The sequence below is a fragment of the Legionella pelazae genome (genome assembly GCF_052527395.1).
Window position 1 is genome coordinate 51567 of record NZ_JBNVZS010000008.1, and the last position, 24133, is coordinate 75699.

A 24133-nucleotide genomic window follows, 5' to 3' on the forward strand; every position below is an offset into this window, starting at 1 on the left:
TCACCAACTATTGATAGCATTGATAATAAACTTAACCTCATCATCGCTTAGCTCAGGGTAGCACGGCAAAGTAAGAATTTCACTGGTTACAAGCTCCGTATTTTCAAGAAAAATAGCTGAGAAATTATTACCAAAAACGGGTTGACGATAATCTGGAATTGGATAGTGAATATCTGTGGCAATATTTAATTCATGAAGATGCTTACGTAAATCATCACGCCTCTTGGTCCGAATTACATAAAGATGCGCTACATACTCTGCACCCTTATGCAAAGGAACAAGAATATCAGAGTGAGAAATTCCATCGTTATAAAGTGCCGCGATTTCACGCCTGCGCGCATTAGTATGATCAAGATCAGGTAAAAACATAGATAAAATGGCTGCTTGTATTTCATCAAGACGACTATTACAGCCGCCAAACAACTCTACTTGATACTTTGATGACCAACCATATTGTCGTAAGGATTTTAACTTGTCGGCCATTACAGAATGATTAGTGACTACTGCGCCACCATCCCCTAAAGCTGCTAAATTTTTAGTTGGATAAAAACTAAAGCTAGCAGCATCACCAAACGAACCTGCTCGCTTATTATTAAGAAGTGCGCCAGCGGCTTGAGCACAATCTTCTAAGACTAATACGCCTTTTTTTTTACAATAATCAACAATTTTTTCAATTTCAGGAATTGCTAGACCATATAAGTGAGTTACAATGATTGCTTTTGCACCTACATCAATTGCTCGCACCACTTCCTCAAAGCTTACTACATAAGTAGTGCTATCAATATCCATAAAAATAGGTTCTGCACCAATTGCTAATATAGCATTAGTAGCATACATTCCAGCGTTAGCTACTGTGGCAACATGATCCATACGATTTATACCCATTGCTTTAAGAGCTAGCTCTAAGGCGTCAGTACCATTAGCAACACTAATACAATATTCACATCCAAGATAGGCCGCAAAGGACTGCTCAAATTGCTTAACTTCAGGGCCCAATATTAACCAGCCACTAGCTAATACGCGATTCATTGTTGATTGAATTTTTTCTGAATAGTTAGTGATTCTTTTTGAAAGATCGTTAATTTGCTGCATACTTAATTATCATTTTATAATTATTTTGCTGCATTATAAATTCAAAATTAATTATTAATCAATCAAGCTCTCTACACATGGCAAAAAACTTTTATGCCGGTGAACCTTTGAACTAACAGTAAGGGCGATGGAAGCAAATAGTATAATAACTTATTCGTCTTTCCATTAACTTAGACTCAAGAGGTTAGCGTGGAGCTCTCGAATAAGTTCCAACACATAAGCTAGAAGTATGGCTTTAATCTATTTAATAGCACTTTTTACAAAATGATCCTAATCTCTAAAATTTTCAAACTGCAAAGGAATTTCAATATCTGACTTTTTAAGCAAAGCAATTGTTTCTTGAAGATCGTCGCGCTTTTTTCCAGTTACTCTTATTTTATCACCCTGAATAGAAGTTTGTACTTTAAGCTTATTGTCTTTAATTAACTTTATAATTTCTTTTGCGGTAGGTTGATCGATACCCTGCTTAAACTTCATATTTAAAGAATAAGTTTTTCCGCTATGAATAGGTTCGTCTTCTATTTCTACCCCAGCTGCACTAACATTACGTTTGGTACAATGATTACGAAACATATCCTCTAATTGACGAACTTGAAAATCTGACTCCGATTTTAAAGTAACTGTTAAATCATTTAGCTCTACACTCGATTGCACACCACGAAAATCGAATCGGGTTCCCATTTCACGAGCAGTATTTTCAACTGCATGACGTAATTCAACCGTATCAATCTCTGAAACAATATCGAAGGAGGGCATAATTTTCCTAAGAAAGTTTTTGCATTATATTATCAGGATATTGAAGCTTTGAAAATTATCTTGTCGAGTAACTTGTAAATACAATAGTATTAACTATAGTGAGACTAACTAATTAAAATTAATCCTTTTAGCCTAGTTATCTATATTTTCTTGGAGATTTTATGGTTGATATTGCTGTTATTGTTAATAGTAAAGCTAAAAACGCAAATCAACTTACTCCTTATTTAGAAGGCCTCGAAAAGCAAAAGCTGGCTTATCAGCTTTATGAAATAAGCCCTTTAAATTTAGAAGAAACTATAAAAAAGTGCCGCTCAAAACATTCCATTTTGTTAGTAGGAGGCGGGGATGGCACGATTCGCAGTGCAGCCCAGTGGTGTGTTAACACCAAAATAATACTTGGCGTTTTACCCTTAGGAACCATGAATCATTTTGCAAAGGAATTAGACTTACCTTTTGCAGTAGATGAATTACTAGACGCTATAAAAAAGAAATCAACCAAACTTATTGATTGCGCCGAGGTTAATGGCAATATTTTTATCAATAATTCTTCAATAGGTTTTTATCCGAAACTTGCTGAAAAACGAGATTATTACACAAAATTTTATAACAAATGGATAAGCTATATTCCAAGCTTCATTCAAGCACTCTTTTATCATAAAACCTACTCACTTCTAATAAAATGTGATGATTTTAATATTTTACTTAGATCATCCTTTTTTATGATTAGTAATAATCTTTACTCGTATGAATTTCCTTTAAATTTTGCTCGAGAGAGCTTTAAAGATGCTAAATTAGGAATCTATTATTTTAAACACGGCAAACTGCGTTTACTAGAAATTTTACGCGTTCTATTTACAAAAAAGCATAATTTTGAAGTTAGGTGCACAAGATGTCCTGTTGAAGTAACTGTTCATTATAAAAAAACCGTAACAATTTCTCTTGATGGTGATACACTAGTTGTTACAACTCCATTAATCTATAAAAGTCTACCTAAGTCTCTTATTCTACTAACAAAAAACCATGAAAATAGCTCACATTTCTGATCTGCATTTTGGTATGCATAATAAGCAAATTTTAAATGCATTTATGCATGATATGGCAGAAAATAAGCCAGATATTGTCATTATTTCAGGTGATTTAACTCAACGCGCTAAAGTTTACCAATATGAGCAATTAAAAGAGTTTATTAACCAATTATCGAGTAAAGTACTTACTGTACCTGGGAATCATGATATTCCTTTTCATAATCCATTAGCGCGCCTATTTTATCCTTTTAAAAATTATAAACGCTATGTCACAAATGATTTAACTATTACTTTTAGCAATGATGATGTACGCATTTTAGGTATTAACAGTGTTAATCCTTATCAGGTAAAAGATGGGAAACTTTCCCATAAAAATTTAGCTACCATCACACGTTATTTTGATACTCAAGATGACAACTTAAATATTTTGTTTTTTCATCATAATTTTGATTATCTTGAAGGCTTGCATAAACCGCTGGAAAATGATCAAGAGTTTCTATGTTACTTAAAGCAGAGCACTGTTCATATTGTATGCACTGGCCACTTACATTACGCTCATTTGGGTTTAATCGAAAAAAATAACAATTATTCGTGTCTTGTGCTTCATGCAGGCTCATTAATGTGCGAGCGAAGTAAAGATGGATTAAATAGTTACTACATAATTGAGAATAATCGCCAAGCTTGTAGTATTCATTGGCGCGTATTTTGTGAAAATGAATTTATGACTCGCACTATTCATTATATTGATTTTGCCAATAAGCATGCTTTGTTAGAAAGTGTTATGCAACCAGCAGAGAAAGCATAGGCTCAATAATTAATTAAATAAATTTTAGATTAAAACTTATTTGACTATAAGTGATTTTTAGGATTACTATGACTCAAGGTGCCTTAAATAGGTTCAAAAATTGTTAATTGAATCCAACCTATAATAATTACTTCTTTAATTTTATAAACTAGAAAAATAAAAATGATAAACAGCGCATTATTTTTTAATAAATTAGTAGGAAGTTCTACGAAAGCAGCCTTGCCCAAGATTATTTTATTAATGGGCGGCCCTGGTAGCGGTAAAGGTGTATTAGCTAAGCAACTACCAAAAGCTCATCATTTTTCCATAGGCGAATCATTACGAACAATTATTAGTAACCCAAGGCATCCACAAGCTCAGTTATTTAAACAGCGTATAGAGCAAGGCAAGCTATTAAATGATCAAGAAATTATAGAGGTGATGAACCAAGCTGATGTGTTAAAACAAACAAAGCCCGTTTTACTTGATGGCTTTCCTAGAACTTTGACTCAATGGAATCTTTTTAAGAAACACTATGGTTCACCTGCTGCTGTCATAGATCTAGCTGTTTCTAAGGATGTTATGCGTACCCGCTTATTAGGCCGAGGCCGTAAAGATGATAAGGTAGATGTCATTAACTATAGAATTGAAGATTATTTTAATAATACTCGCCCTATGGCAAATAAAATATTGTCAGAGACAACTAACACTCTAAAGATTAATGCATCTACTTTAAGTCCTAAAGAGATAGCAAATATTGCAAAAAAATTTCTTGAGAGTAAGCATCTTTATCCACTAGATAAGCAACCAAAAGAGCTTACTTCTATACATCCTTAAAGTAAGCAAAATATTAATTTTCTGTAGGATAAATAACTGAATCTTTATGATCCTCTTCCCATATTTCCTCTTCACTTAGGGTGGTTTCAATTAACTCAATGGGTATACCGCATTCATTAATGACGGCAACTTTAAATCCAGGAAAAGGCTCATAAGGACCAAGTATAACTTCCTTGTTACTAATCGCTTTTTTAAGATCATCCACTTTAAATGCAATATGTGGTTTAGATTTTATTAAAGAATGCAAGGGTGAGTCTTCTTCAAAACGATGATATTGAATACGAAATTCATTTGTTTTACCACCACTGGTATACATTTTAAAGGTTGAGCTGTATCGCTCATCAGGTTGAATATTTGTTGTTGGTACGCCTATATGATGAAACGCATAGGTAACTGTTCGCACTTTCATAATCAAAATACCTCATTTTTCTCAATTAAATTTATTATAAATTTATGCTAAAAAGTTGTAAATTGACTATTTTTCCATCTATTATGAACTAATAGTTGATAATATTTAGAGAGAATGAGCTTTTATAATCATAGTCAGATTAGATGCTTTTTAAAGGTTGCTCAAGGAAATTTTACCTTAGCAGCTCAAGCCTTACATTTAACGACTACTGCCATTAGCAAGCAAATTAAAAATCTGGAACAAAATCTTGGCGAACAATTATTTCACCGCTCTACACGGCAAGTTAAATTAACAGAATTTGGAATTTTGTTTTATCAACGCTGTAAACTTATAGTTGATGAAATAGAATCTATTGAACACTTTGTTGAATCCAGTAAAGAAGTACCGCAAGGCGAATTGAAAATTCTTGTTTCTACTATTACTTCTAAAAATTGGATACTTAAACATCTTCACAGTTTTATGAATAATTATCCTAAATTGCATTTAGAAATTATCTTTTCTGAAGAAGATGCTGATTTGGCAAGAGATGACATTGATATTATGGTTGGCTTTCCAGCTATTCCACCAGCAACTGAAACACTCAAATATAGAAAATTATTTCAGACTCACAATATTCTTTGCGCTTCAAAAGAATTTATTGCGCGCTATGGAAAGCCAGAAACAGCCGCTGAATTACCTCAATATAAAATTATTTCGCATACTCTGCGGAAACCTGCAAACTTTTTACCGCTTGCTAATGGGGATCAATTAACTTGTGCTAAACCAATTTTATATATGAATAATTTTGATGCACTTAATCAAGCTTGCTTAGCTGGCATCGGCTTGTTTTTAACTGGCGATACTCTAGTTAAGCATTGGCTTGAACGTGGCGATTTGACTCAAGTATTGCCTCAATATCAATTTAGGCAATATGAAATTTTTATATTTTATCGTGCTTACACATATGAATTACCTAAGATTAGGGCTTTTCTTAATTTTTTTGAAAAAATAAAATTATAATAAAAAATATTAAATAAGCACTTTAAGTTATATTAATGGCTTAACTAAATTTTTTTATTATGAAGGTCCAAGTCTTACTGACTCTTCTAAAGAAATATTTTTAGTAGTTTTTAAGACCATTTCAATTAATGCTTTGCTTAACTCTTCTTTGCTAAATTTTATTTCTGGCTTGAAAAAATTAATTTCTCTCATCGTATTTTGTTGACTTGTATTATCAGTATCACTTAAAGCTGCAACACACAGATAATTTAAATCACGTAATTGCTCACTGATGTAATTAATTGTATTTTGACTCTCACTATCATTCTCAGGAAAACATATTTTAATTTGGCTCTCTAACTCATGCGGCTTAGCATAAGTTGCAAACAATAATAACGTGTTAAATGCTGTCAGTCGAACCATACGTTCTTGTTTATCGGGTGTCTTATCTAAGATATGATGCGCCGTGTCAATAAATGTCTCTTTTTGCTCTATATATGAACTTATACTGTTAAGCTTAGTCATTGATTACTCCTGATCAAACCACTCGCAAACCAAGATTTGAAAAAATATTTGCCATACTGACTTTATCTTTAATTATGTTCGACAGCAATACCTATTAGACAAAAACGCCATGCTTACTAAGAGAGCAAAGTATTCGGTATTTTCATGGTAATCAAAAATAGATTATTGCAAATAAAGACTAAGCTTAAGAAAGAGTTTGTTTTAGCTTAGAAAGCAAATTCTTTCTTCTTCCTTATACTTTTTAATACGAGGCATAAAATTTCATTAACTTTATTTATTAATTAAGCTCTGCTTTAGAATTTTTCCAACTTCAATATCTTGTAGGTCACTCGGATAATTTTCAGGATCATTAAAAGGCATCTTAACGTAATTATTTTTACAATAAAATGGATACGCTTCAGGAGACGATTGGACTAAAATTTTTTCTATATTCTGCTCAGCCAGCCATCTCTCACAATATTTGAGAAAATCACTACCAAAGCTTAAATGACGATAAGGTTCATCAATGACAATTATTCTAAGCGCAGCCCTACTGTCAGGCCATAATTGAATGTGAGCATAACCAATGATTATCGTTCCTTTATATAAGATAAGATGTTTATGAGAAGAATCTTTAAAAGTCCACTGATAAGGATCCTTCCTTGCAACCTTATCAAAAAAATTTTTTTGACGCAGGCTTCGTACTGCTTCCCATTCACGCGCTATTTGCGCTTGAACCATTCGTAAGCCGGTATATCCGGTCTTACTATCAATATGGGTAATAAAAGCATCTTTACCCTCACAATAGTTCATAATGTCATTAGGGTATTTTAACGCCAGTTCTTTCTTAAGTTTGGCGTAAGCCTCTCTATCGTCAGTATGGGCGCGCATCCAATCACGAAATTTTAAATGCCTATCAATCTCTGAATTGCCAGATTCAAATATATGAACATGATGAGTGCGCTTATCACCCTGAGCCTTTTGAAAGTAACGCCTAAAAGGAATACCGTACTCGCCTCGGTAGCAATAACCTAGCTCTTCCATTTGACAAACAGCCTTTTCTACTAAGGAGATATTTTTTACAACTGGTAATATATCGATAATTGGCTTAGCACTTAAGCAAGGAACCGAGGTAGAGCCAATGTGGTGAATAGTAATACAGTTAGCGCCTAGGGCTTGTTGAATTAGACTTGCTTCTACTGAAAAAAGCGTCGGCCAATTAGCTTGATACTCTACTACTTCTACAGAAATCTTACTCATATACTTTCTAGATTTAACCTGAAGCTATATTAATTATATAATCTTGCAGAGGATTAAACTCCTTAAACTATTACAGAAATAAAAGAAGCAGCGTAAAGTTGAGCAACAATTTAATTGTAGAATTATTCAATGGCAAGTTAAAATTTTAAGTCCACTCCTTTGCCCTTAAAATACAAAGTTAATTTATACCATTTGATTTACTACTGCTAACGCCTGATTAGGTATAACTTTACTAAGAATATTTTCTACTAAATTATTAGCACCTTCATGAATTATGCATTGCTTTTGAACTTCTTTTAAGCTGCCATACTGTCCATAAAGCAACATCATCTTTAAAAGTTCCTTTTCACTACTTAAGGAAGATAGCTTATCTCTAATCCATTCAGAATTGAGAATCGTCATTTCAATATTTCCTATATCATTTTTCTTAAACGTTAGATAAGCATTACCATCCTTGTCTTTAAGGACTATTTTAAACTGATAATTTAACACAGCAAATAAAGATTCAACTTGAAAGGCAGGTTTTTGTAGCTTTGAAATAAATAAACTACCATCATTTTTTGCACTCACATTTAGACGTTTTTTATTAAAGAAAGAAGTCAAATGGAAAAGAGCGCCTCTTTCATCATGAATGGTTAATGTTTTTTCTCCATGAGTATCGATAGTGGCTATGAGTGACGGTACTTCATCATATCGAATATTGGTGTTATAAAAAGCGATTGTTGTATTTGGAGCGCAATAAGCTATTAAGCCCATACTTGCTGTTTTATGCATATGAAGTAAGCTTGTGGTATTAACGTAACGTCCTTTGTCCGCTGAACTACTGTCCTCGCGGATAGCTCGATTATAGGATCGTTTAACTACTTCTGATGCATCGTCTAAACAAGCACAAACGATAAAAGAATTGTTATTAGTCTCTACCAAATTACGATGAGATTGTTTATAAGTTACCCCGTCCACAATGATATTGGGCCTTTTATTTTTCAAAGAACTCATCCTTTCTTCGACAAGTTCACTTACTAAATAAGCGCTATCTTGGGTGCGAATAAACATTTGATCAGTTTGCCGGCACTCAAAATTATCTGTAGCTGGCAGATAAATACCACGATAATCATCTGTTGCCATAGAAACATAATCTAGTCGCTTATGTTGTTGAATATATTGATTGGAAATAGTGCTCTTACCGCTTGCTGCAGGACCAATGAAAACATAATCCTTATTTTCACCAATTGGGAATTGAGGCTTCTTTTGTAAGTTAGCCTGACTTGCAAATTGCTCTAAATACTTATCCAAAAAGGTTGCCGTAACCTGATTAACCAATCGCTTGCGAACTTTATTCTTTTCCATTTCCAAGCAAGATTTAAATTTAAAATCATAATCAAAGGTATCTTCAGCGACATCAGGATAAATTCGACTCATCCGTTGCCTTGCTTTTTCTAGACAATCTTCATGAAAATGCGATTCGGATAGCGGTGCCATTTTAGTTGACATTTCTTGCCAATCAGCAATTAAGTGGTCTGCAACATTAGAAAGTAATATTTCGTGCCATAGCTGTTTAGCTATTTTATTAACATCTTCAATCTCAACGCGATAATCTGTAATTAACCTTACCGCAATATTTAAATAAAGGGCTGTCGTTAATCTGGGCACTAATACATCTGTTAACCATTCTTCTTGAGCAATTTGTGCATATTTAAGTTGTTCATCCAAAATCCCTTCCATAAAATTTGGTTGTAAAATTCGATTATGAATTTGCTGCAAATTTTTTTCTTTACTCGTCCAAGCTTTATAACTTTTAAGCGTTAGTATATGTCGCATATTATAATATCGATAAGCCTCTCTCCTTGCTTCCTCTAACGAAATGGTAGGTAAATTAAAAGGCTTAGTAGGAATACTTAACTTATCAGCAAAATCGCCCGCTTCTGATTGTCTAAGCTGTATTGACAATTGTTCTTTTTGATAATCTTGTAATGCTTGCTCATGGTAGCGCAGACACTCATGTCTTAGACGAGTTACTAAACTTACTTTAAGTTCTTCTCCAAAAATAGTTAGTGCTGGAATAGGTTGACCTGTATTATCTTTTAAGTACTCTTTTTTAGACGTTTTTTGATTGTGGATTTGAACTAGATTGTTACCTTTAACTAGTGCGTTTATTAAGGAATCCCACTCTAAATGCCAAACTCCATCCTGGCTATTATACTCAATTAGCCTATCATTAGATTTATTAAGAATGATATTTTTTACAAATTCACTAAAATTTCCTTCTGTTTTGGGGAAGTTTTCATTAGGCAGTAATAAAGGTGTTTTATCGTAAAACGTTTTTAAGCTTTTTAAGTGAACAACTAACTGTCGAATTTGCCTATCTAGTTCGTCATTTCTTTCATTATCTTGTTTATCTTTAGATGCAACAAGGTAAACAACTTTTTTCATTACATCTCTAACAGCATCAATTTCATCTTTAACCCAACCATTCATCTCAATATGATTTTTAGCTTGCTCTGTTAGCGTGTCTAATTGCTGTATATAGCGTAAGTGACTATCAGCAATTAAGTGTTGGGTCAATTGCGGTAAATTTCCTTCTAACCACTGATGCAAGATAAACTTTGCTTCTTCGCTTTTTATAAAATAACTTGACGGTAAATTCGTTGCATGAAGGTCAGGATTAAGCTCTTTGTTAATAAAGTCTATCGCTCTATCACGCAATGAAACTGTATTATTTAAAGCTAATCGATTCGTATGTCCTCTTGTCGCGGTTATTTTAAGAATATTAGGCAAATATTGCTTTAGATCTTCCTCTGTAACCTCTTCATTAATTTGATCATTGATTTCACTGAAACGGATTACGTCTCGAACTAATTCACCATCATTTTTTAATATCGTGTAATCTAAATATCTAGCGTTAAGCGTTACATAAAGCGTGCGCTTTTTGTAATGCTGGGCATCAGGGAGTTTGAGTGTAATATCAGTGCTTATAGATTGGAAAAACTGTAATAAGGATTCATACGTTATAACTTCTGGCGCTACAATTTCTGCCTCGTTTTCTTCTTTAGATTTGTTAAATTCATAAGCCAATTGTCGAGTAAATGCATGCAAAAAGTTTTCATATAAAGGATTGACAGCTAGGCAATCTATTAGCTGCTCGAAATCATCATCATCTCTAATTTTCCTTAAATTTGGAGAACTCTTAGCTAATTTTTTTTGCTCAAGCAAGAATTCTTTAACTACTTTCTCTAGTTTCTCCAGATTACTAATTCCAGCATTTTGCAAAGTTGTTAAAGAAATCATTCTTTCTTTAGAATCACTTAGTTTCAAAGCTAGTTTTTCTAAGAATAAATGGTAATTTGGATGCCTATATAATTGCTCAATTATATAATTGAGAATTAAGTTATTATAGGAACCACTTGAATTTATTTTATCAATAATTTGATTAGCAATTTTAATCCCTTTTTTTTCTAAATCCTGTAAAATAATAACTGCAACATCATTCCAAAAAGCTTCCTTATTAGTTAAGGGGAATGAATGATTACTAATTAGCAGGCTTTCAAAAACATCAAATAAATTTTGCTGTTTATTATAGCGAACTATTTCCTTACTCTTTATAAATATTTTCATGTTAACTCTATTTTTCTTAAAATTTTACCAACTTTAACAAAGAAAAATTAAGAGAACATGAAGGAAAAAAAATTTATTTTAAACGAAAAAATAGCAATTATTTTTAATTTAAATTTCTATTTATTTGATTTATTTAAATTTTTTAAGTTAATTTATTTTATCTATGATGGTTAATTTATTTAAGTATAAATAATTTTATTAGAAATTTAATTTTAGATAAAAATAAGCCTTTTATTTAACTATTTTTATTGATCAATATTCTGAAAAGTGTCATCCTGGAAAATATATTGGCATAAATAAAATTAGTTCATCTAGTTTAAAGAAAACTTATTGAATGAAATTCCCTTAATATACTAGCTTAGACCTCTGGCTTAAGACTCTGAACATCATGATATATATCTTCGAGATTTTTTTGCTCTTGTGTTTTGTTGCGAAAAAGGTAGGAGCAATACGGGTGTCTTCCTGGCTGGGTGAATTTACCTTACATAATATTTAAATTTACCAACACTGTTTAAGGGTGAGCAACGTAATAATTTATATCTTCTAAAGCCTATTTCTCTCTAATTAGCAAGATTAGTCAAACATTAATACTAAAAAATCAATATCATTATTTATGTAGGTAAGACGTATGAAGCAGAGATTATGATGAATTACGAGCAGCAATTGAAAAAAGTCACGGAATTTATTGGTAAGCACCTGGATGATAAGCTGACTTTAACCCAATTAAGTGAGATTGCTTGTTTTTCCAAATTTCATTTTCATCGCTTATTTACCGCTTATACAGGGTTATCTTTACAACAATATATACGCTGGTTGCGGCTTAAACGAGCAGCTCACCAATTAATTGTTGAAAAAGATAGATCAATTATTGATATTGCAATCAATGCAGGCTTTGAATCCCATGAAGCCTTTACTCGAGCCTTTAAACAGACGTGTGGTAAATCGCCTAGTCTATTTAGGTCACAATCGAGCTGGCATGTGTGGGAAAAGTTGCCTTATTGTTTGCCTAAACGAGATAAAGCAATGAATATAGTTATAAAAGAGATGCATGAGCGGCGCTTAGCAGTTTTAGAACATAGGGGTGATTCTGCAAGAATCGGTGAAAGTGTAAATCAGTTAATTGCCTGGGCAAAGTCGCAACCTATTAATTTAAAACCTAAGCCAGGTGAGGCTTTTGGTTTTGCTTATGATGATCCTAAGACAACACCTAGTGATGAATTTCGCTTTGATCTAGGCATTACCGTGCCTAAACACTTAAAAATTGAAGGAAATGTGACAGAAAAATATTTACCTAAAGGCCGTTATGCTGTAGCAATTCATAAGGGCTCGCGTGATAACATTGATAAAACAATTTATTATTTATATCGCGACTGGTTACCTAACTCTGAAGAAGAGCTTGCTGATTTACCTTGTATTTTTTGCTATTACAATTTTGATCATGAAGTTGCTGAAACAGAGTTAATGACAGAGTGTTGGTTATTATTAAAATAAGATATATGTGTTATTTCTTTTAAATTGTAAGGCTGGCTTTTTAGTACAGCCTTTATTCAATACTGAATCTATCAGAATCAAAGCTTCTTTTTAATCTGCTCATAAACAGAAGTTTGTAGTCCAACTTGCAAAAATCCCGCAAAACTATACAGACTTACATTCATCACTTGGGCAAAAGTATGATACAAAGAATTACTATTGATTGTTTTTGACGTTGGGATACAAAATCCTCCACGCGGATAATTAAGATCTAAGTTATTGATTGCTTCTAATGCCCTTATAGCTTTTAGCCAGCGATCAATACAATCTTTTTTAGTATAGACAGTATTGCAAGCATGAATAGGTAATCTATAAGAACTAACTGTCAACCCAAATTGCTTAGCAAAATTTTCATCGTAAACAAAGCAATGCGCACGTAAACTATGATCATGTCGATAGCCTATAGGAACAATTCTACCGCTGTTTCTTGACGTCGCAAGCCCATGTAATTGTGCGATAATTTTATTTTCATTGATGTTTCTTAACATCCAAAAATTATGCGTAAAATTAAAAAAAGGAATAGGTAGTCTAAATACAGCAGCCTCAATCGCATAGTCTAGCATTATTGTACTCTCGTTTCTCTAAATGATTACAATGCTTACTCTATTATAGATCCTTTCATGAGGCTCATCTTATAATTAGCTTTTGACCTAATAATTATTTTCATGGTCCCTTTGTTGAGTTTCAGCTAAATAATCTCCATTTTCTAATTCTTCCGATTGCAGATTAGCAAAAAAACTTACATTTAAAAGGAAGGCTCGCGTGGAAATACCATTGCTTTTTACAGGCTCCTGAATTTGCTTTAATAAGCTTCTATGCTGTTCCTTTGTAAGGAGCAGGTAGTCATGCAAGATGTCTAATAATAACTGAATATCATTTAGGGTGAGAACTAGTTTGTCTTTTCTCCTAAAATGATAATGGCCATCATCACTATAATCTTTATCAATTCCTTCATGATAAATAGCTCTTTCTTCAGTTGTATGATCGATCACATACGTTAAAGATGATCTACTATTCTTTTCAAGTTCATCAGCTACATCCATCATAATTAATAATTCATCGAATCCTTTATAATAAACAGTAACATTAGACTCTTTAATAATTATGTAACGAATAGACAGTTCCGTGTCCTGATCTTGTTCTAGAATGAAGGTTAGCAAGGATTATACTCATAAATATTATACAATTTGAGTAAATTATACACTAAAAAATTCCAGTTTTAAATAGTATTAATTTTTAAAATCCACTATTTTAAGATCAAATTAAACATAGTGAGCCAAGAATGATAATATTTCTATTTGGCAAAATTAATCCCCAGTATCACTTTCAAAAGAAACCTTAAAAACAATTTAAGTCTTAAATAAATCAAAAAAACCATAAATAAATCACCCTGATCTTAATTTAGTTAATCTGGACTTAAGGTTTACTGATTATACTCGGCAGCAATTCTTAATCTAATTAAGTAGAGTGACTAATGAAAAAGAAAACTGAAAAAAGTAAAAAACATCGTATCGCTTCAATTCAAGATCCTACAGTGGTAAACATAAATAAAATTACTCATGAGCAATTGCGACAAAGCTGGCAAACTTTACATGAGGATTTTAAATCACTTAGCACTTTATCCACTTTAGATGAAAAAGAGACTAACACCAAAAAATTAGGCACTTCTCTAATCCAGCGCCTATTTAGTTCAGCTAGTTTAACTACCACAGCAACTGACGCGTTTTTAATATTGGTACAAAATGATTATTATTTAAAAGAGCTACTACAGCCGCAACCCGATCTAAGCTATTTAGACCAATTTAATTATAGAAAAGACAACTATGCGCAAGCAGCTGAGACTCTTAGTACCTCTTTCATAATATTGCAGCAATATGAATTATTAAATCAGAAAATTCTTAGGTTAAAAGACGCCTTGCAAGAGAAAAGAAAAATATTATTCAATGGTGCGACTAAAAATTGCTTTGCTGCAATCGATGCCATTTTTAAGCGTCTTGAAGACAACTTTGAAAAATGTGCTGGGTTAATTAAACAGCTTAATGACTTTAAAACAATTAATGATATTGGTACTTTTACTTTTTTAAACCATTTGTTAACAAAACAAAATGAACTAATTGAAAAGGAACTTAGCCACCTCTCTCCCCTGCAAAATGAGCTTAAGCAGTATGAAAGCCAGAATCTTCCTGCGGAAGTTGATAGTAAACAATGGAAAACTAATATTAAAACATTTAAAGAAATTTATGACATGATTAAGGAAGAGGTAACAGTAACCTTTAATGAGATAGACAATTTTATACAAGCTAATGGTGATCAATTAGTTAAAAACGATAATAAACAATTACAAAGGTACTTAACCGATATTCGTAGTTTAGTAAGTCAATTCAAGCAAATTGCTTCCCAGAATAATAACGATCCTATCGATCGAGCTGCTTATGCAAAGCTTGGCCAACTATTAGAGGAATTAGAAAACAAACGCTTTGTAACAATACAACAAAGTAAAGTTATTTTAACTAAGATAACACTTGCCCAAAAAGATAAATTAATTTATCAAAAACAACAAGATTTAAAATTAAGATATCAGTTTTTAGGGGATGCTAGACTAGCTTTCTTTTTACCCGGCACTTCTTCTGAACTAACAGAGGCTATTAAAACAATTTTAAGCCAACAATCAAACCTTGACAAAACTAAATTTTTGCAGCTAGAGCAATTATCCCCTCTTGACGGTATTGTTTGGAATAGCTCGAATAATTTAATTAATGATTTAAATAATGAGCGAGAACGTTGTATAAGCGAACTAGATAAGCAATTGCAAACAATAAATGAAACGATACAAGCTGTTCATTCATTATTAATGCAAGAAAAACTAAAGTTAAGGCGCTACTCAAGCGATGTGGAATTTTGCGCTAAAAGACAGCGTCTGATAGAAGAAATGGCCGGCTCTAATCCTCATAGTCGCCTCTGTAACTTCTATTGGGTGCACTATTTTAAAGCCTTAATGGAAATTGACTTCCAAGCAAATACGACTCAACAAACGAGCAATCAATTACAACAAATATTTCGGCTTTCAGGTAAAAATGGGGCAGAAAACACAGTTAATAACAATATTACTCGTATAAAAGGTTACATTGCTAATTTTAAAAAAGATTTCAATGAAAAATACCCTAAAATAAATTATCAAGAAGATGGCTCTATCGAATACAATAATCAAAAGTACACAAGTCAACAAGTAGTAGCAATTATTATTAACCATAGGGACTATTTGGTACAAAACATTTTTGCTAAAGAGACTAAAAACTCTATTCCTGATGCGCTACAAAAAGCTATTTTAAAAGGCCAGAGTGCTACACAACAAATCTTACATACAGCGCTTACAGAGTATAGTGTTGCACATGATACCTTTACTAGCGTCATAAATGATGGGCAAGATAGTGGCCATGACTATCAGGCATCATTACAAAAATTAAAGACAAACAAAGAAATTATAGAGACTGTTTTTAATTTAGGTAAAAAAATAAATGAACATCTTAAAAGGGAACAGGAAACGCAGAAACGAGAAGTAGAACGTCAAATCAATTTAAGAATTCAACATTTAGATTCTATTACTAGTACGCTGCAAAAAGAACAGGAGAAAATAAACTATTACCTTGAAACATTAAATTCAATCTATGCAACTATTGAGAAAGAAAAAATTGATATAGGAGAGGCTGATCCGAGATTTACTACTCTAACTGAGATTGGCATGCCATTCGATAATGAACTTAAGTATTTAAAGGAAAAGCTGAATGTTAATCAACTTATTATAGATAACGCAATTCGTACAAAAGGAACAAGAAATTTATTAAATATAGAAAGAGCTATTGAAACTACTCAAAAAATACTTGAGTCAAATAGAAACGAGAACAGGAGATTAATTGGTGAATTATCTACTCAAATTGCCGATACTTTAAATGACGGCCGACTTGAAAAGTTAAGTACAAGCGTACATAACTTATTAATTTCTTTTATTGATCACTACATCCTAAGGCCACTTACAAAATTAATAACAGGAAATCGCGTTAGCTTTTTTACTACTCCTATGGAAATTGAAATAAGGATGTTACGCAATAATGCGTTATCAAGAATAAAATCAGTAAATCAAACTGAACAAGAAGCAATATCTATTAATCAACCGTAAGACTTTAAATTCTTATGGAATTCATGCAGTATGCAAGCTAAGCTGATTGCAGCTTAGCTTTTCTAATTTAATTATCAAAATGTATACAGAAACTTGCTGAGGGTTTTTGCTTTTTCTTTAATTTAAAGCGACTACCTAGCTTAAGCACTAATTTAGGATAGGAAATTACAATGAAGTTTTTAATCGCTCTCTTAGGCCTGCTACTTCTTGTTATAGGCAATTATTCTTTTTCGAAAAAGACTGAACCTAACAGACCTTCTGAGCTACCCAAGCGCTATATTAAAAAATTAAATAGATCGGTTTCTTTTATAGGATTAGGAACCGTTGAGCTAGGACGTGCCTGGGGCATTGCAGGCAAGGAAAGCTTACATCCATCAGAATCGGTAGCAGAAGCTGTCTTACAACAGGCACTAAAAAAGGGTATGAATGTCATAGATACGGCTTCTTCTTATGGGTTAAGTGAAGAACGAATTGGACGTTATATTCCACGTAAGACTTTTGATTACCTCTTAATCACTAAACCAGGTGAGCATAATATTAAAGCCAATGATCCTCGTTGTGAACAGAAAGCTTATGACGAAATTTATTGTGCCAAGCCTGCTGCTGATTATGATTTCAGCCGAGAAGCTATTTTTAATGACGTGCATGAGAGCTTACAAAAATTAAAGATAGATAAACTGGATGTGGTACTACTCCATCTAGATAATAAAACAGCAATTGATGTCTTAGAAAAAGGCGAAGCTGTTAAAGCATTACAAGATCTAAGAAATATGGGAAAGTTAAGCTTTATCGGTGTCTCTGTTAATGGAGAACCTGCTCAATATGCGATTGATATGAATATTTTTGATGTCATAGAAATGGAATACAGTTTAATTAATCAGCGCAATAAACCTTATATTGATGCTGCTTATGCTAAAGGGATGGGCGTAATTATAAGGGGCGGGCTAGGTACAGGTTTATTAACACCCTATGTTAAACAACACATCAATGATCCTAATCTACCTTATGGCCCAAAAGTACGTGCCCTATTGGACTTAACCCAGCAGGATTATGATCAACTAACCAGTTTAGCACTTGCCTTCCTTTACCAGGATTCTCATATTAGTGCCGTCATCGTTGGTGCTGATAGGCCAAAATATATCAACAAGGACATAAAGTTACTAAAGGAATTTAAAGATTACGCTTTACTAGAAAAAGCTAAAGCAATAATGCAGGATTATGAAACGCCTGATTTTTTTACTGAAAACATGGGGGAATATTACTTTAATGAAAGATATTCTTATTTATAAAAGCGTATTATATTTTAGCATTGGCTAAGCCACGATATCGTGTCGGTAAAACACAATATAATTGCCTTAATTTTACTAAGGGAACCTCAGCAACATCCCAAAGACTCCAGCCATGGGCAAATAAATTAACTTGCATTTGTGAGCCGCGATACCAAGCTTCCCAAAATTCATAAGGATCAATTGTTACTCGTGCAGCGCCAGCAAGATCATTTAGTTTAATACCTAAATAAAAAGAATAAATAACCGGAATCACATGTCCTGAAATAGGATTTTTATCTAACATCGTTGAGGTAAATACAGAAACTAATAGCTCACCATAAGGACTAGTATTGTATCCACTCAACACATGAATTGAATCGTGTGGCATTATAAATGCATAGTTAGCGCCTTCTTCTTCACCAGGAAATTTATAGTTATTTCTCTTAAATTGCTGCCAAATATGATAACCAAAACTATTTGGTGGTAGTTGGGAAAGCGCTTCATATCGCTTGACTAATGCAGGATCTTGTTTATCACCTCGATAAGGAAAAAGCCAGTTATCAATATCTTTTTCATCCTTTAGATTAGGAAAAATGTCAAAGCTTTCTAAATTCTTTTGGTTAATATCTTTAATTAGCCAAGGCAAATCATTATCTAATGTTTTTTTAAGCTGTAAGAGATAATGTGGGTTTAGATTTACTGCTTTCGCATACTCAAAAACAATTTTTATTTTTTCAGGATTAATTTCACCATCCATTAACGCGGTAATAACTAGAAAGCGTAAAGCATATTCTGCCTGTTTTTTTTCAGGAAATTCATGTTGAAAATCATTAACAGTTACTTGCGGCAGATCTCTTAATAAGGGCTTATCTTGGTGATTAAAAACAACAGTATATACCGCCCTTATTGACTTAGATTGTAAGGCACTTAACTTTTTTCTACCTTTCTCAGTAGCAACTTCTAACATAATAGCTAAAAGTGTTTGGATCTGGCTTAAACGCAACCTCATTGCTATCTCCAAACTTATTCATTTAATTTTAGTTTAGCAAAGAATTTAGAAACCAATCTAAGCTTAGATGTAAAAGAGTGTATGGATTTTAAACTAAAATAATAGGATTAGCGTTTTACTTTGCTTCATATTCGCGTAGGCTTAATTTATTGCAAACTTAAGTCTTAAATAATATACATGATGTATAATTAATATACTTATCATTGACTATTTACAGTCTTTGTTTTTAAAGATTTAGGAAATGTCATGCCAGCTACCATACCTTCACTATTAACGGAAATACTGCTTAAATTTTCCTCAGGCGAGAAAGATTTTACAGTTACGCCACAAGCGAGAATAAATATAAAGAAAATTCAAAAGATTTGTAATAATGAGTATTTTGATCAGCACTTTTATGGCAGCGCGGCACTAAATCGCATGATCTTACTTGATAAGAGGATAGCTGATTTATTAACACCGGAAACCATTATAGCCCTATTTGCGATTCATGCCAAAACAACTAAACTCGATCAAACCAGTTCTATCGGGATTCTTAGAAATAGCACCGGTTATTTAAGTTTAGCTGCAGTTTTATTTTATGGATTCAGTGAAGGATTAGAAACCATTAAGTTAATGCCCAACAATGAGCCAAATTATGGAATTCAGCACTATCAAGAACAAAAGAAAAAATTTACAAAAAACACAGCTAAAATCATTAAAAATATTGAGCAGGCTGCAGCAAGCCTTAATATAAATATTGATAATAAAAAAACCCTAGCAGAAGTAGAACAATCCCCCTATCGCAATTATTTAACTCAATTGCCGATGCTATAGCACTTCTCAAAAAAGAGCATAAAAGTGAAAAATTACTCTTTGTTCCAGAGTATACATCTGAGGCAATAAGGGAACAGGCTCTTTTAGGCTTTCAGGCTATCTGTCATGTTCTTAATATTCCTTATACTATTAAACCACCTAATGATATTACTATTAATGCTATAACATTAGAGGATGTCATAAAAAAATTTCTCACTTCAGAAGAAGCTCTACTTAATGGAAGAGTTATTCACCTTTTCTATGATAGAGTTCATTTGGAAGCTTGCATTGAACAAGATACAAGAATTATTTTTAAAAATAAGGCTTATTCCTTAAGAGAGATTCTCAAAGAGATGGTAGACTTCTGCGAAAGAAGTCCTTTAGTTAGTCAAACTGCTAGAGAACAATTTAGTGTAAGATTAAAATTATGTGATGCCCATCTTAAAAAAGATTTTCCTTCTTATTATACGAAAGAGGATGTTCAGTCTAGTGCTCAACAAAGAGACGCTGATTTTCCTTGGGAATATTATGAACTTAAGCAATTACTTTCTCAGATTGAAGCAAATATTACTAGTAATAGAGCCCTCTGGGCTTGTAAAGATCCCAAAGATGATGAGGCACAAAGAGACTTTTTAAAAGAAATAATAACCTTATATGAAGAATCAAGTGGCCAAAAATCGTTAAAAGATTGTTTTTTAACTGCTAAAAAAGATCATCCGCAAGGCTATAAGCTGCTTATAAATAGAACAAGTGGCGACTTTCTTTTTGCTATTTTAAACACTGAGCTAACACAACCACCAACACAAGGGCCACGAGTTAAAACTAACGCAACTTTAATGCTTGAAGAATTATTACATGCTTTACTGGGTGATTATAAAACAATGAACTGCTCTTATAATGCCTTAGAAGAATTAGAAATTACTATTGATGGCAAGCTATTTAATGTGACTCAAATCTTACTACATAATCCTGATTTTGAACATATTTCATTTTCGGCGGAGCATTTAAAAGCCTATGAAGGCTTCATTTGCAAGCACCCCTGGAACAAAACTGCAACCGATTTAGAGGATTTAGATAAAGTACCCACTAGCGAAGATTATGAAAGGTGGGATAAAAAAAGAGAGTGGACACACTTGCACTATGGAGAAAGGCTTGCCATTACAGCCTATTCTTCTGAATTTCATTATATTATTCAACAATTTTTACGTAAGCAAGGTCAAGTAGACCTATTAAAAAATCTCTCTGCAAAGCAACAAAATACAATTATCCCTAAAATACTATTAAGCACGGCCATAGCAGCCCACGGCCTTTCTAGAGAATCAGAGATTATTGAAGAGCAAACCGATTACGTAAGGAAAACATATAGGAAGGAACGCTCCCCTGTTAATGCAAGTTATTTAAAAGAAAGATTAGAAGCACTAAAAGTAAATAATGCTTTAGTTGAACGAGGTTTCCTAAGTACCAGCAGAAATAATAGTTTTTTCCAGACAAATTCTAATATTTTTGTAGTTTTTCGGGAAAATAGTGCATCTAATACAATGGGTAGAAATGTGACGTCACTATCACTTAAGCAAGAGGAATTAGAAATATTGTATGCCCCTGGAACACAATTGCAATATACTGACTACCATGAAGAAGAAGGTAAACATTTCTTTGCAGTAAGACCAATACGTTCTATTGATGGCATTCAAAATAATACTTATTTTAATCATCTCATTGCAGTACATGAAATAAAAGTTATTGATAGGATGCTTAAAATCTATTTAGAGAAAAACACTCACTCATCAGTCCGTCGTATATTTGACACCGTAGAAAACAGTAAAAAAATAGGTTGTATTAAGAAAGCAGAAGTAGTCATTGAAAAGGCAATGGCAGAGATTGACGAGATATTTCCAAAAATTAATCAATTACAACAAGAAATAGAAAAGCTTAAGTACCAAATTCGCATTAGGGACAATACTTCTGCTGAAAGCGAGAGCATTGAAAAGGAAATTGAATCAAAATATAGCGAAATTGCGCTCCTGCAGGAAAAATTAAAAGATAGCTTAATTCCTGAAAAACTGCTTAATTGTAGAGAGGTGCTACAAGAAGCAATAGAAGATAATTTAAAGCTGGTTAAGCAGGCTGTTGGACCTGCATCAGCAGGTAAAACAGGTAAGCTATTACAAGATGCCCTAGATCGAATTGAACATGCACTTAGGTTAATAAAAATAGAAACTTTAGACACTGGTAAGGTCCCTTTACCTTAAAGAGCAATGTTTCTTCCTTAAAATAATTTTCATAAGCTAAGATAGCATTTAACAGCAAGATCCTTATTATAAAAACTCACATTAGTCTTAAGACTGTAACCCTCATAATAGCTGTCTTTTTTTATAATTCTTGTACAAGAGTTACAAAATAGTATAAACTGTGCATTTTTATATGTAAGTGTATGATTTATGTCTAATTTAAACGTAGCTCTTAAAAAATCAGAAAGCAAATATGGTGGGTTCTACCGTTTAGAAAGGCCCCCAAAAAAACCTTTAGAGCAATTTGGCCAATTTTTAAAACATTTAATCAAATTACCTTATACCCTATGGCAAATACTCGTTGGTCGTCTACTTAGCTATCTCGTCATTAATCCACTTTTTCGTAAAGAAGAAAAAGATGATGCATTTATCTTACAAAATCCTAAATACCCTGATCCATTATTTATGTCTTCAGAAGAAATGGATATTATTAACATTTTACCTAAAAAAAATATTTTAATTAGAGAATTATTAAACTGGCGAAATTTTTTAGTAAATCATACGATTACAGTAAAAGTTCTCGATGTTCTACTGAGCTGGGTAACTCACTTATTTCCTAAACCACGTGCTGAAAAGTATATTGATAATTATTTAGATAAAGTAGTTAACAACGTTGAAGCTAAGATTAAAGGTGATAATCCGAAATTCAAACCTGATCAGATTCATTTTCGTGGCCTTGAGCAACTCAATGAAGAACAACAAGAGCGATTTTATCAAAAATTAGAGCAGCGTCTAGGATATGACTTTCGCCAAAATAGAAACCACCTTTATTTCTATAAATTACAAACACCAGATAATGCTGTCCTTGATTCAGTAGAAGTTCGCAATCCAAAATCAGCGAGTCAAGACATAGCCAAACGCCGGTTTATTATAACAGCGATGCCTAGAAGTAATAATTTTGTAGATTGGCTTAAACTGCATCAAATATATGCTAGAGAGCTAAATGTCACCGTCATTGCTTTTAATTATCGCGGTATAGGGTTAAGTAAAGGAATTATAAAAAGTGAACAGGATCTTTATGATGATGCGCTTGCTCAGGCCCAGCGCTTAATTAAATTAGGTGCAAATCCACAGAATATTGCTTTCATGGGCGAATGTTTAGGTGGAAATGTCGCTGCACATACAGCTGGTATATTACATACAGAAGATAATTTACCCGTTAAACTGTATGATGCTCGTTCATTTCGCTCAATAACCGCAATTGTTGAACAACGTAGTCGCGCTCCTCAAGGAGCAAATCCTCTGCATCCTAAAACTTGGTTAAATTGGTTTATTCATGGTTCTGTAAAATTTATTTTAAATCCTCTTATCATTGTAAGCGGCTGGTCTTTAAATGTAGAAAAACAATTTTCAGCGATTCCTCCACACGATCGGGACTTTGTTGTCGTTCGCTCTAAAAAAGATAATCAGGGAAAACGTTTTGCAGATGATAAATTGGTTCCCTATAACAAAGCATCAATTTATGCGTTAGTAAAAGAAAAAACGAAAGCATTAACGGCTAAAAAGCAGCAAGGCCAGACGCTTTCTGCTATTGAAGAGGAATGGCTGCAAGATAATCCTAAATCTCATAAATTTTATGTCTCTGAAGAGAAATATAAAAACGCGCGTACAGCGAATGGTCATATCGTTCTTTCGCATTTATTAGTGCCAACATGCCCTAATGCATGTGAGTCGGTACAACCTGATAGTCGGCAATATTCGTTTAATTTCTTTAAGCGTGTTTGGCCTGAAAAAGAAGAAGAGAAAAGCGCTCAGTTAAGGACTGAGGTTATAGGTATGCCTTCTTAATAAAAGAAATAATGTCATACTTAATTA

The 24133-nt window shown here is 32.9% G+C and carries 19 protein-coding genes; 10 read left to right on the top strand and 9 right to left on the bottom strand.

What is annotated here, in order from left to right:
* Nucleotides 1–1092 (bottom strand): DegT/DnrJ/EryC1/StrS family aminotransferase, encoded by a 1092-nt coding sequence (locus ACQUW5_RS09535; protein ID WP_444991011.1) that lies wholly within the window; start codon nucleotides 1090–1092, stop codon nucleotides 1–3.
* Between the two features lie 270 nt (nucleotides 1093–1362).
* Nucleotides 1363–1848, bottom strand: a complete 486-nt coding sequence (locus ACQUW5_RS09540) for a YajQ family cyclic di-GMP-binding protein (protein ID WP_444991012.1) — start codon at nucleotides 1846–1848, stop codon at nucleotides 1363–1365.
* A 161-nt stretch (nucleotides 1849–2009) separates the two neighbouring features.
* Here ACQUW5_RS09540 and ACQUW5_RS09545 point away from each other — a divergent pair, with 161 nt between their 5' ends.
* From ACQUW5_RS09545 to ACQUW5_RS09555, 3 genes are all read left to right on the top strand, one after another.
* Nucleotides 2010–2891, top strand: coding sequence for a diacylglycerol/lipid kinase family protein (locus ACQUW5_RS09545; RefSeq protein ID WP_444991013.1), 882 nt, complete (start codon nucleotides 2010–2012; stop codon nucleotides 2889–2891).
* Nucleotides 2869–3678: a metallophosphoesterase family protein gene (locus ACQUW5_RS09550; protein WP_444991014.1), complete on the top strand. Its 810-nt coding sequence runs from the start codon at nucleotides 2869–2871 to the stop codon at nucleotides 3676–3678. The genes ACQUW5_RS09545 and ACQUW5_RS09550 overlap by 23 nt, the downstream gene beginning before the upstream one ends.
* A gap of 162 nt (nucleotides 3679–3840) precedes the next feature.
* Complete coding sequence (locus tag ACQUW5_RS09555; RefSeq protein WP_444991015.1) at nucleotides 3841–4494, top strand: nucleoside monophosphate kinase; 654 nt, start codon at nucleotides 3841–3843, stop codon at nucleotides 4492–4494.
* A 13-nt stretch (nucleotides 4495–4507) separates the two neighbouring features.
* Here the strand turns inward: ACQUW5_RS09555 and ACQUW5_RS09560 are convergent, their stop codons facing one another.
* A complete protein-coding gene (locus ACQUW5_RS09560; RefSeq protein WP_444991016.1) occupies nucleotides 4508–4903 on the bottom strand; it encodes a VOC family protein in 396 nt (131 codons plus the stop codon).
* Between the two features lie 114 nt (nucleotides 4904–5017).
* Here ACQUW5_RS09560 and ACQUW5_RS09565 point away from each other — a divergent pair, with 114 nt between their 5' ends.
* Nucleotides 5018–5902 carry a LysR family transcriptional regulator gene (locus ACQUW5_RS09565; RefSeq protein WP_444991017.1) on the top strand — a complete coding sequence of 295 codons (885 nt, stop codon included), beginning with the start codon at nucleotides 5018–5020 and terminating at the stop codon, nucleotides 5900–5902.
* Nucleotides 5903–5959: 57 nt separating this feature from the next.
* Here ACQUW5_RS09565 and ACQUW5_RS09570 read toward each other — a convergent pair whose 3' ends face one another.
* The 3 genes from ACQUW5_RS09570 to ACQUW5_RS09580 form a co-directional block, all read right to left on the bottom strand.
* A complete protein-coding gene (locus tag ACQUW5_RS09570; protein WP_444991018.1) occupies nucleotides 5960–6406 on the bottom strand; it encodes a hypothetical protein in 447 nt (148 codons plus the stop codon).
* A gap of 270 nt (nucleotides 6407–6676) precedes the next feature.
* Nucleotides 6677–7645, bottom strand: coding sequence for a GNAT family N-acetyltransferase (locus tag ACQUW5_RS09575; protein ID WP_444991019.1), 969 nt, complete (start codon nucleotides 7643–7645; stop codon nucleotides 6677–6679).
* 183 nt (nucleotides 7646–7828) lie between these two features.
* Complete coding sequence (locus tag ACQUW5_RS09580) at nucleotides 7829–11257, bottom strand: hypothetical protein (protein WP_444991020.1); 3429 nt, start codon at nucleotides 11255–11257, stop codon at nucleotides 7829–7831.
* Between the two features lie 642 nt (nucleotides 11258–11899).
* Here ACQUW5_RS09580 and ACQUW5_RS09585 point away from each other — a divergent pair.
* Nucleotides 11900–12748 (top strand): AraC family transcriptional regulator, encoded by an 849-nt coding sequence (locus tag ACQUW5_RS09585; RefSeq protein ID WP_444991021.1) that lies wholly within the window; start codon nucleotides 11900–11902, stop codon nucleotides 12746–12748.
* Between the two features lie 77 nt (nucleotides 12749–12825).
* Here the strand turns inward: ACQUW5_RS09585 and ACQUW5_RS09590 are convergent, their stop codons facing one another.
* Both ACQUW5_RS09590 and ACQUW5_RS09595 read right to left on the bottom strand, forming a co-directional pair.
* Complete coding sequence (locus ACQUW5_RS09590; protein WP_444991022.1) at nucleotides 12826–13350, bottom strand: hypothetical protein; 525 nt, start codon at nucleotides 13348–13350, stop codon at nucleotides 12826–12828.
* A gap of 87 nt (nucleotides 13351–13437) precedes the next feature.
* The gene (locus ACQUW5_RS09595; RefSeq protein ID WP_444991023.1) at nucleotides 13438–13947 is read right to left on the bottom strand and encodes a hypothetical protein; all 510 of its coding nucleotides are present in this window, start codon (nucleotides 13945–13947) and stop codon (nucleotides 13438–13440) included.
* A gap of 314 nt (nucleotides 13948–14261) precedes the next feature.
* Between ACQUW5_RS09595 and ACQUW5_RS09600 the strand changes: the two genes are divergently transcribed.
* Complete coding sequence (locus ACQUW5_RS09600; protein WP_444991024.1) at nucleotides 14262–16961, top strand: hypothetical protein; 2700 nt, start codon at nucleotides 14262–14264, stop codon at nucleotides 16959–16961.
* Between the two features lie 170 nt (nucleotides 16962–17131).
* Nucleotides 17132–18250, top strand: a complete 1119-nt coding sequence (locus ACQUW5_RS09605; RefSeq protein WP_444991025.1) for an aldo/keto reductase — start codon at nucleotides 17132–17134, stop codon at nucleotides 18248–18250.
* Between the two features lie 7 nt (nucleotides 18251–18257).
* Here ACQUW5_RS09605 and ACQUW5_RS09610 read toward each other — a convergent pair whose 3' ends face one another.
* Nucleotides 18258–19238, bottom strand: coding sequence for a hypothetical protein (locus ACQUW5_RS09610; protein ID WP_444991026.1), 981 nt, complete (start codon nucleotides 19236–19238; stop codon nucleotides 18258–18260).
* Between the two features lie 246 nt (nucleotides 19239–19484).
* Here ACQUW5_RS09610 and ACQUW5_RS09615 point away from each other — a divergent pair, with 246 nt between their 5' ends.
* The 3 genes from ACQUW5_RS09615 to ACQUW5_RS09625 all read left to right on the top strand — a co-directional run bounded on the left by ACQUW5_RS09615 (nucleotide 19485) and on the right by ACQUW5_RS09625 (nucleotide 24106).
* Nucleotides 19485–20051, top strand: coding sequence for a hypothetical protein (locus ACQUW5_RS09615; RefSeq protein ID WP_444991027.1), 567 nt, complete (start codon nucleotides 19485–19487; stop codon nucleotides 20049–20051).
* Between the two features lie 254 nt (nucleotides 20052–20305).
* A complete protein-coding gene (locus tag ACQUW5_RS09620) occupies nucleotides 20306–22279 on the top strand; it encodes a hypothetical protein (RefSeq protein WP_444991028.1) in 1974 nt (657 codons plus the stop codon).
* A 189-nt stretch (nucleotides 22280–22468) separates the two neighbouring features.
* A complete protein-coding gene (locus ACQUW5_RS09625; protein ID WP_444991029.1) occupies nucleotides 22469–24106 on the top strand; it encodes an alpha/beta hydrolase family protein in 1638 nt (545 codons plus the stop codon).
* Nucleotides 24107–24133: the final 27 nt, after the last annotated feature.

What these genes read in the sequence shown, in the direction of transcription:
- ACQUW5_RS09535 (WP_444991011.1), bottom strand. Translation starts at nt 1,092, where the DNA reads ATGCAGCAAATTAACGATCTTTCAAAAAGAATCACTAACTATTCAGAA.
- ACQUW5_RS09540 (WP_444991012.1), bottom strand. Translation starts at nt 1,848, where the DNA reads ATGCCCTCCTTCGATATTGTTTCAGAGATTGATACGGTTGAATTACGT.
- ACQUW5_RS09545 (WP_444991013.1), top strand. Translation starts at nt 2,010, where the DNA reads ATGGTTGATATTGCTGTTATTGTTAATAGTAAAGCTAAAAACGCAAAT.
- ACQUW5_RS09550 (WP_444991014.1), top strand. Translation starts at nt 2,869, where the DNA reads ATGAAAATAGCTCACATTTCTGATCTGCATTTTGGTATGCATAATAAG.
- ACQUW5_RS09555 (WP_444991015.1), top strand. Translation starts at nt 3,841, where the DNA reads ATGATAAACAGCGCATTATTTTTTAATAAATTAGTAGGAAGTTCTACG.
- ACQUW5_RS09560 (WP_444991016.1), bottom strand. Translation starts at nt 4,903, where the DNA reads ATGAAAGTGCGAACAGTTACCTATGCGTTTCATCATATAGGCGTACCA.
- ACQUW5_RS09565 (WP_444991017.1), top strand. Translation starts at nt 5,018, where the DNA reads ATGAGCTTTTATAATCATAGTCAGATTAGATGCTTTTTAAAGGTTGCT.
- ACQUW5_RS09570 (WP_444991018.1), bottom strand. Translation starts at nt 6,406, where the DNA reads ATGACTAAGCTTAACAGTATAAGTTCATATATAGAGCAAAAAGAGACA.
- ACQUW5_RS09575 (WP_444991019.1), bottom strand. Translation starts at nt 7,645, where the DNA reads ATGAGTAAGATTTCTGTAGAAGTAGTAGAGTATCAAGCTAATTGGCCG.
- ACQUW5_RS09580 (WP_444991020.1), bottom strand. Translation starts at nt 11,257, where the DNA reads ATGAAAATATTTATAAAGAGTAAGGAAATAGTTCGCTATAATAAACAG.
- ACQUW5_RS09585 (WP_444991021.1), top strand. Translation starts at nt 11,900, where the DNA reads ATGATGAATTACGAGCAGCAATTGAAAAAAGTCACGGAATTTATTGGT.
- ACQUW5_RS09590 (WP_444991022.1), bottom strand. Translation starts at nt 13,350, where the DNA reads ATGCTAGACTATGCGATTGAGGCTGCTGTATTTAGACTACCTATTCCT.
- ACQUW5_RS09600 (WP_444991024.1), top strand. Translation starts at nt 14,262, where the DNA reads ATGAAAAAGAAAACTGAAAAAAGTAAAAAACATCGTATCGCTTCAATT.
- ACQUW5_RS09605 (WP_444991025.1), top strand. Translation starts at nt 17,132, where the DNA reads ATGAAGTTTTTAATCGCTCTCTTAGGCCTGCTACTTCTTGTTATAGGC.
- ACQUW5_RS09610 (WP_444991026.1), bottom strand. Translation starts at nt 19,238, where the DNA reads ATGAGGTTGCGTTTAAGCCAGATCCAAACACTTTTAGCTATTATGTTA.
- ACQUW5_RS09615 (WP_444991027.1), top strand. Translation starts at nt 19,485, where the DNA reads ATGCCAGCTACCATACCTTCACTATTAACGGAAATACTGCTTAAATTT.
- ACQUW5_RS09625 (WP_444991029.1), top strand. Translation starts at nt 22,469, where the DNA reads ATGTCTAATTTAAACGTAGCTCTTAAAAAATCAGAAAGCAAATATGGT.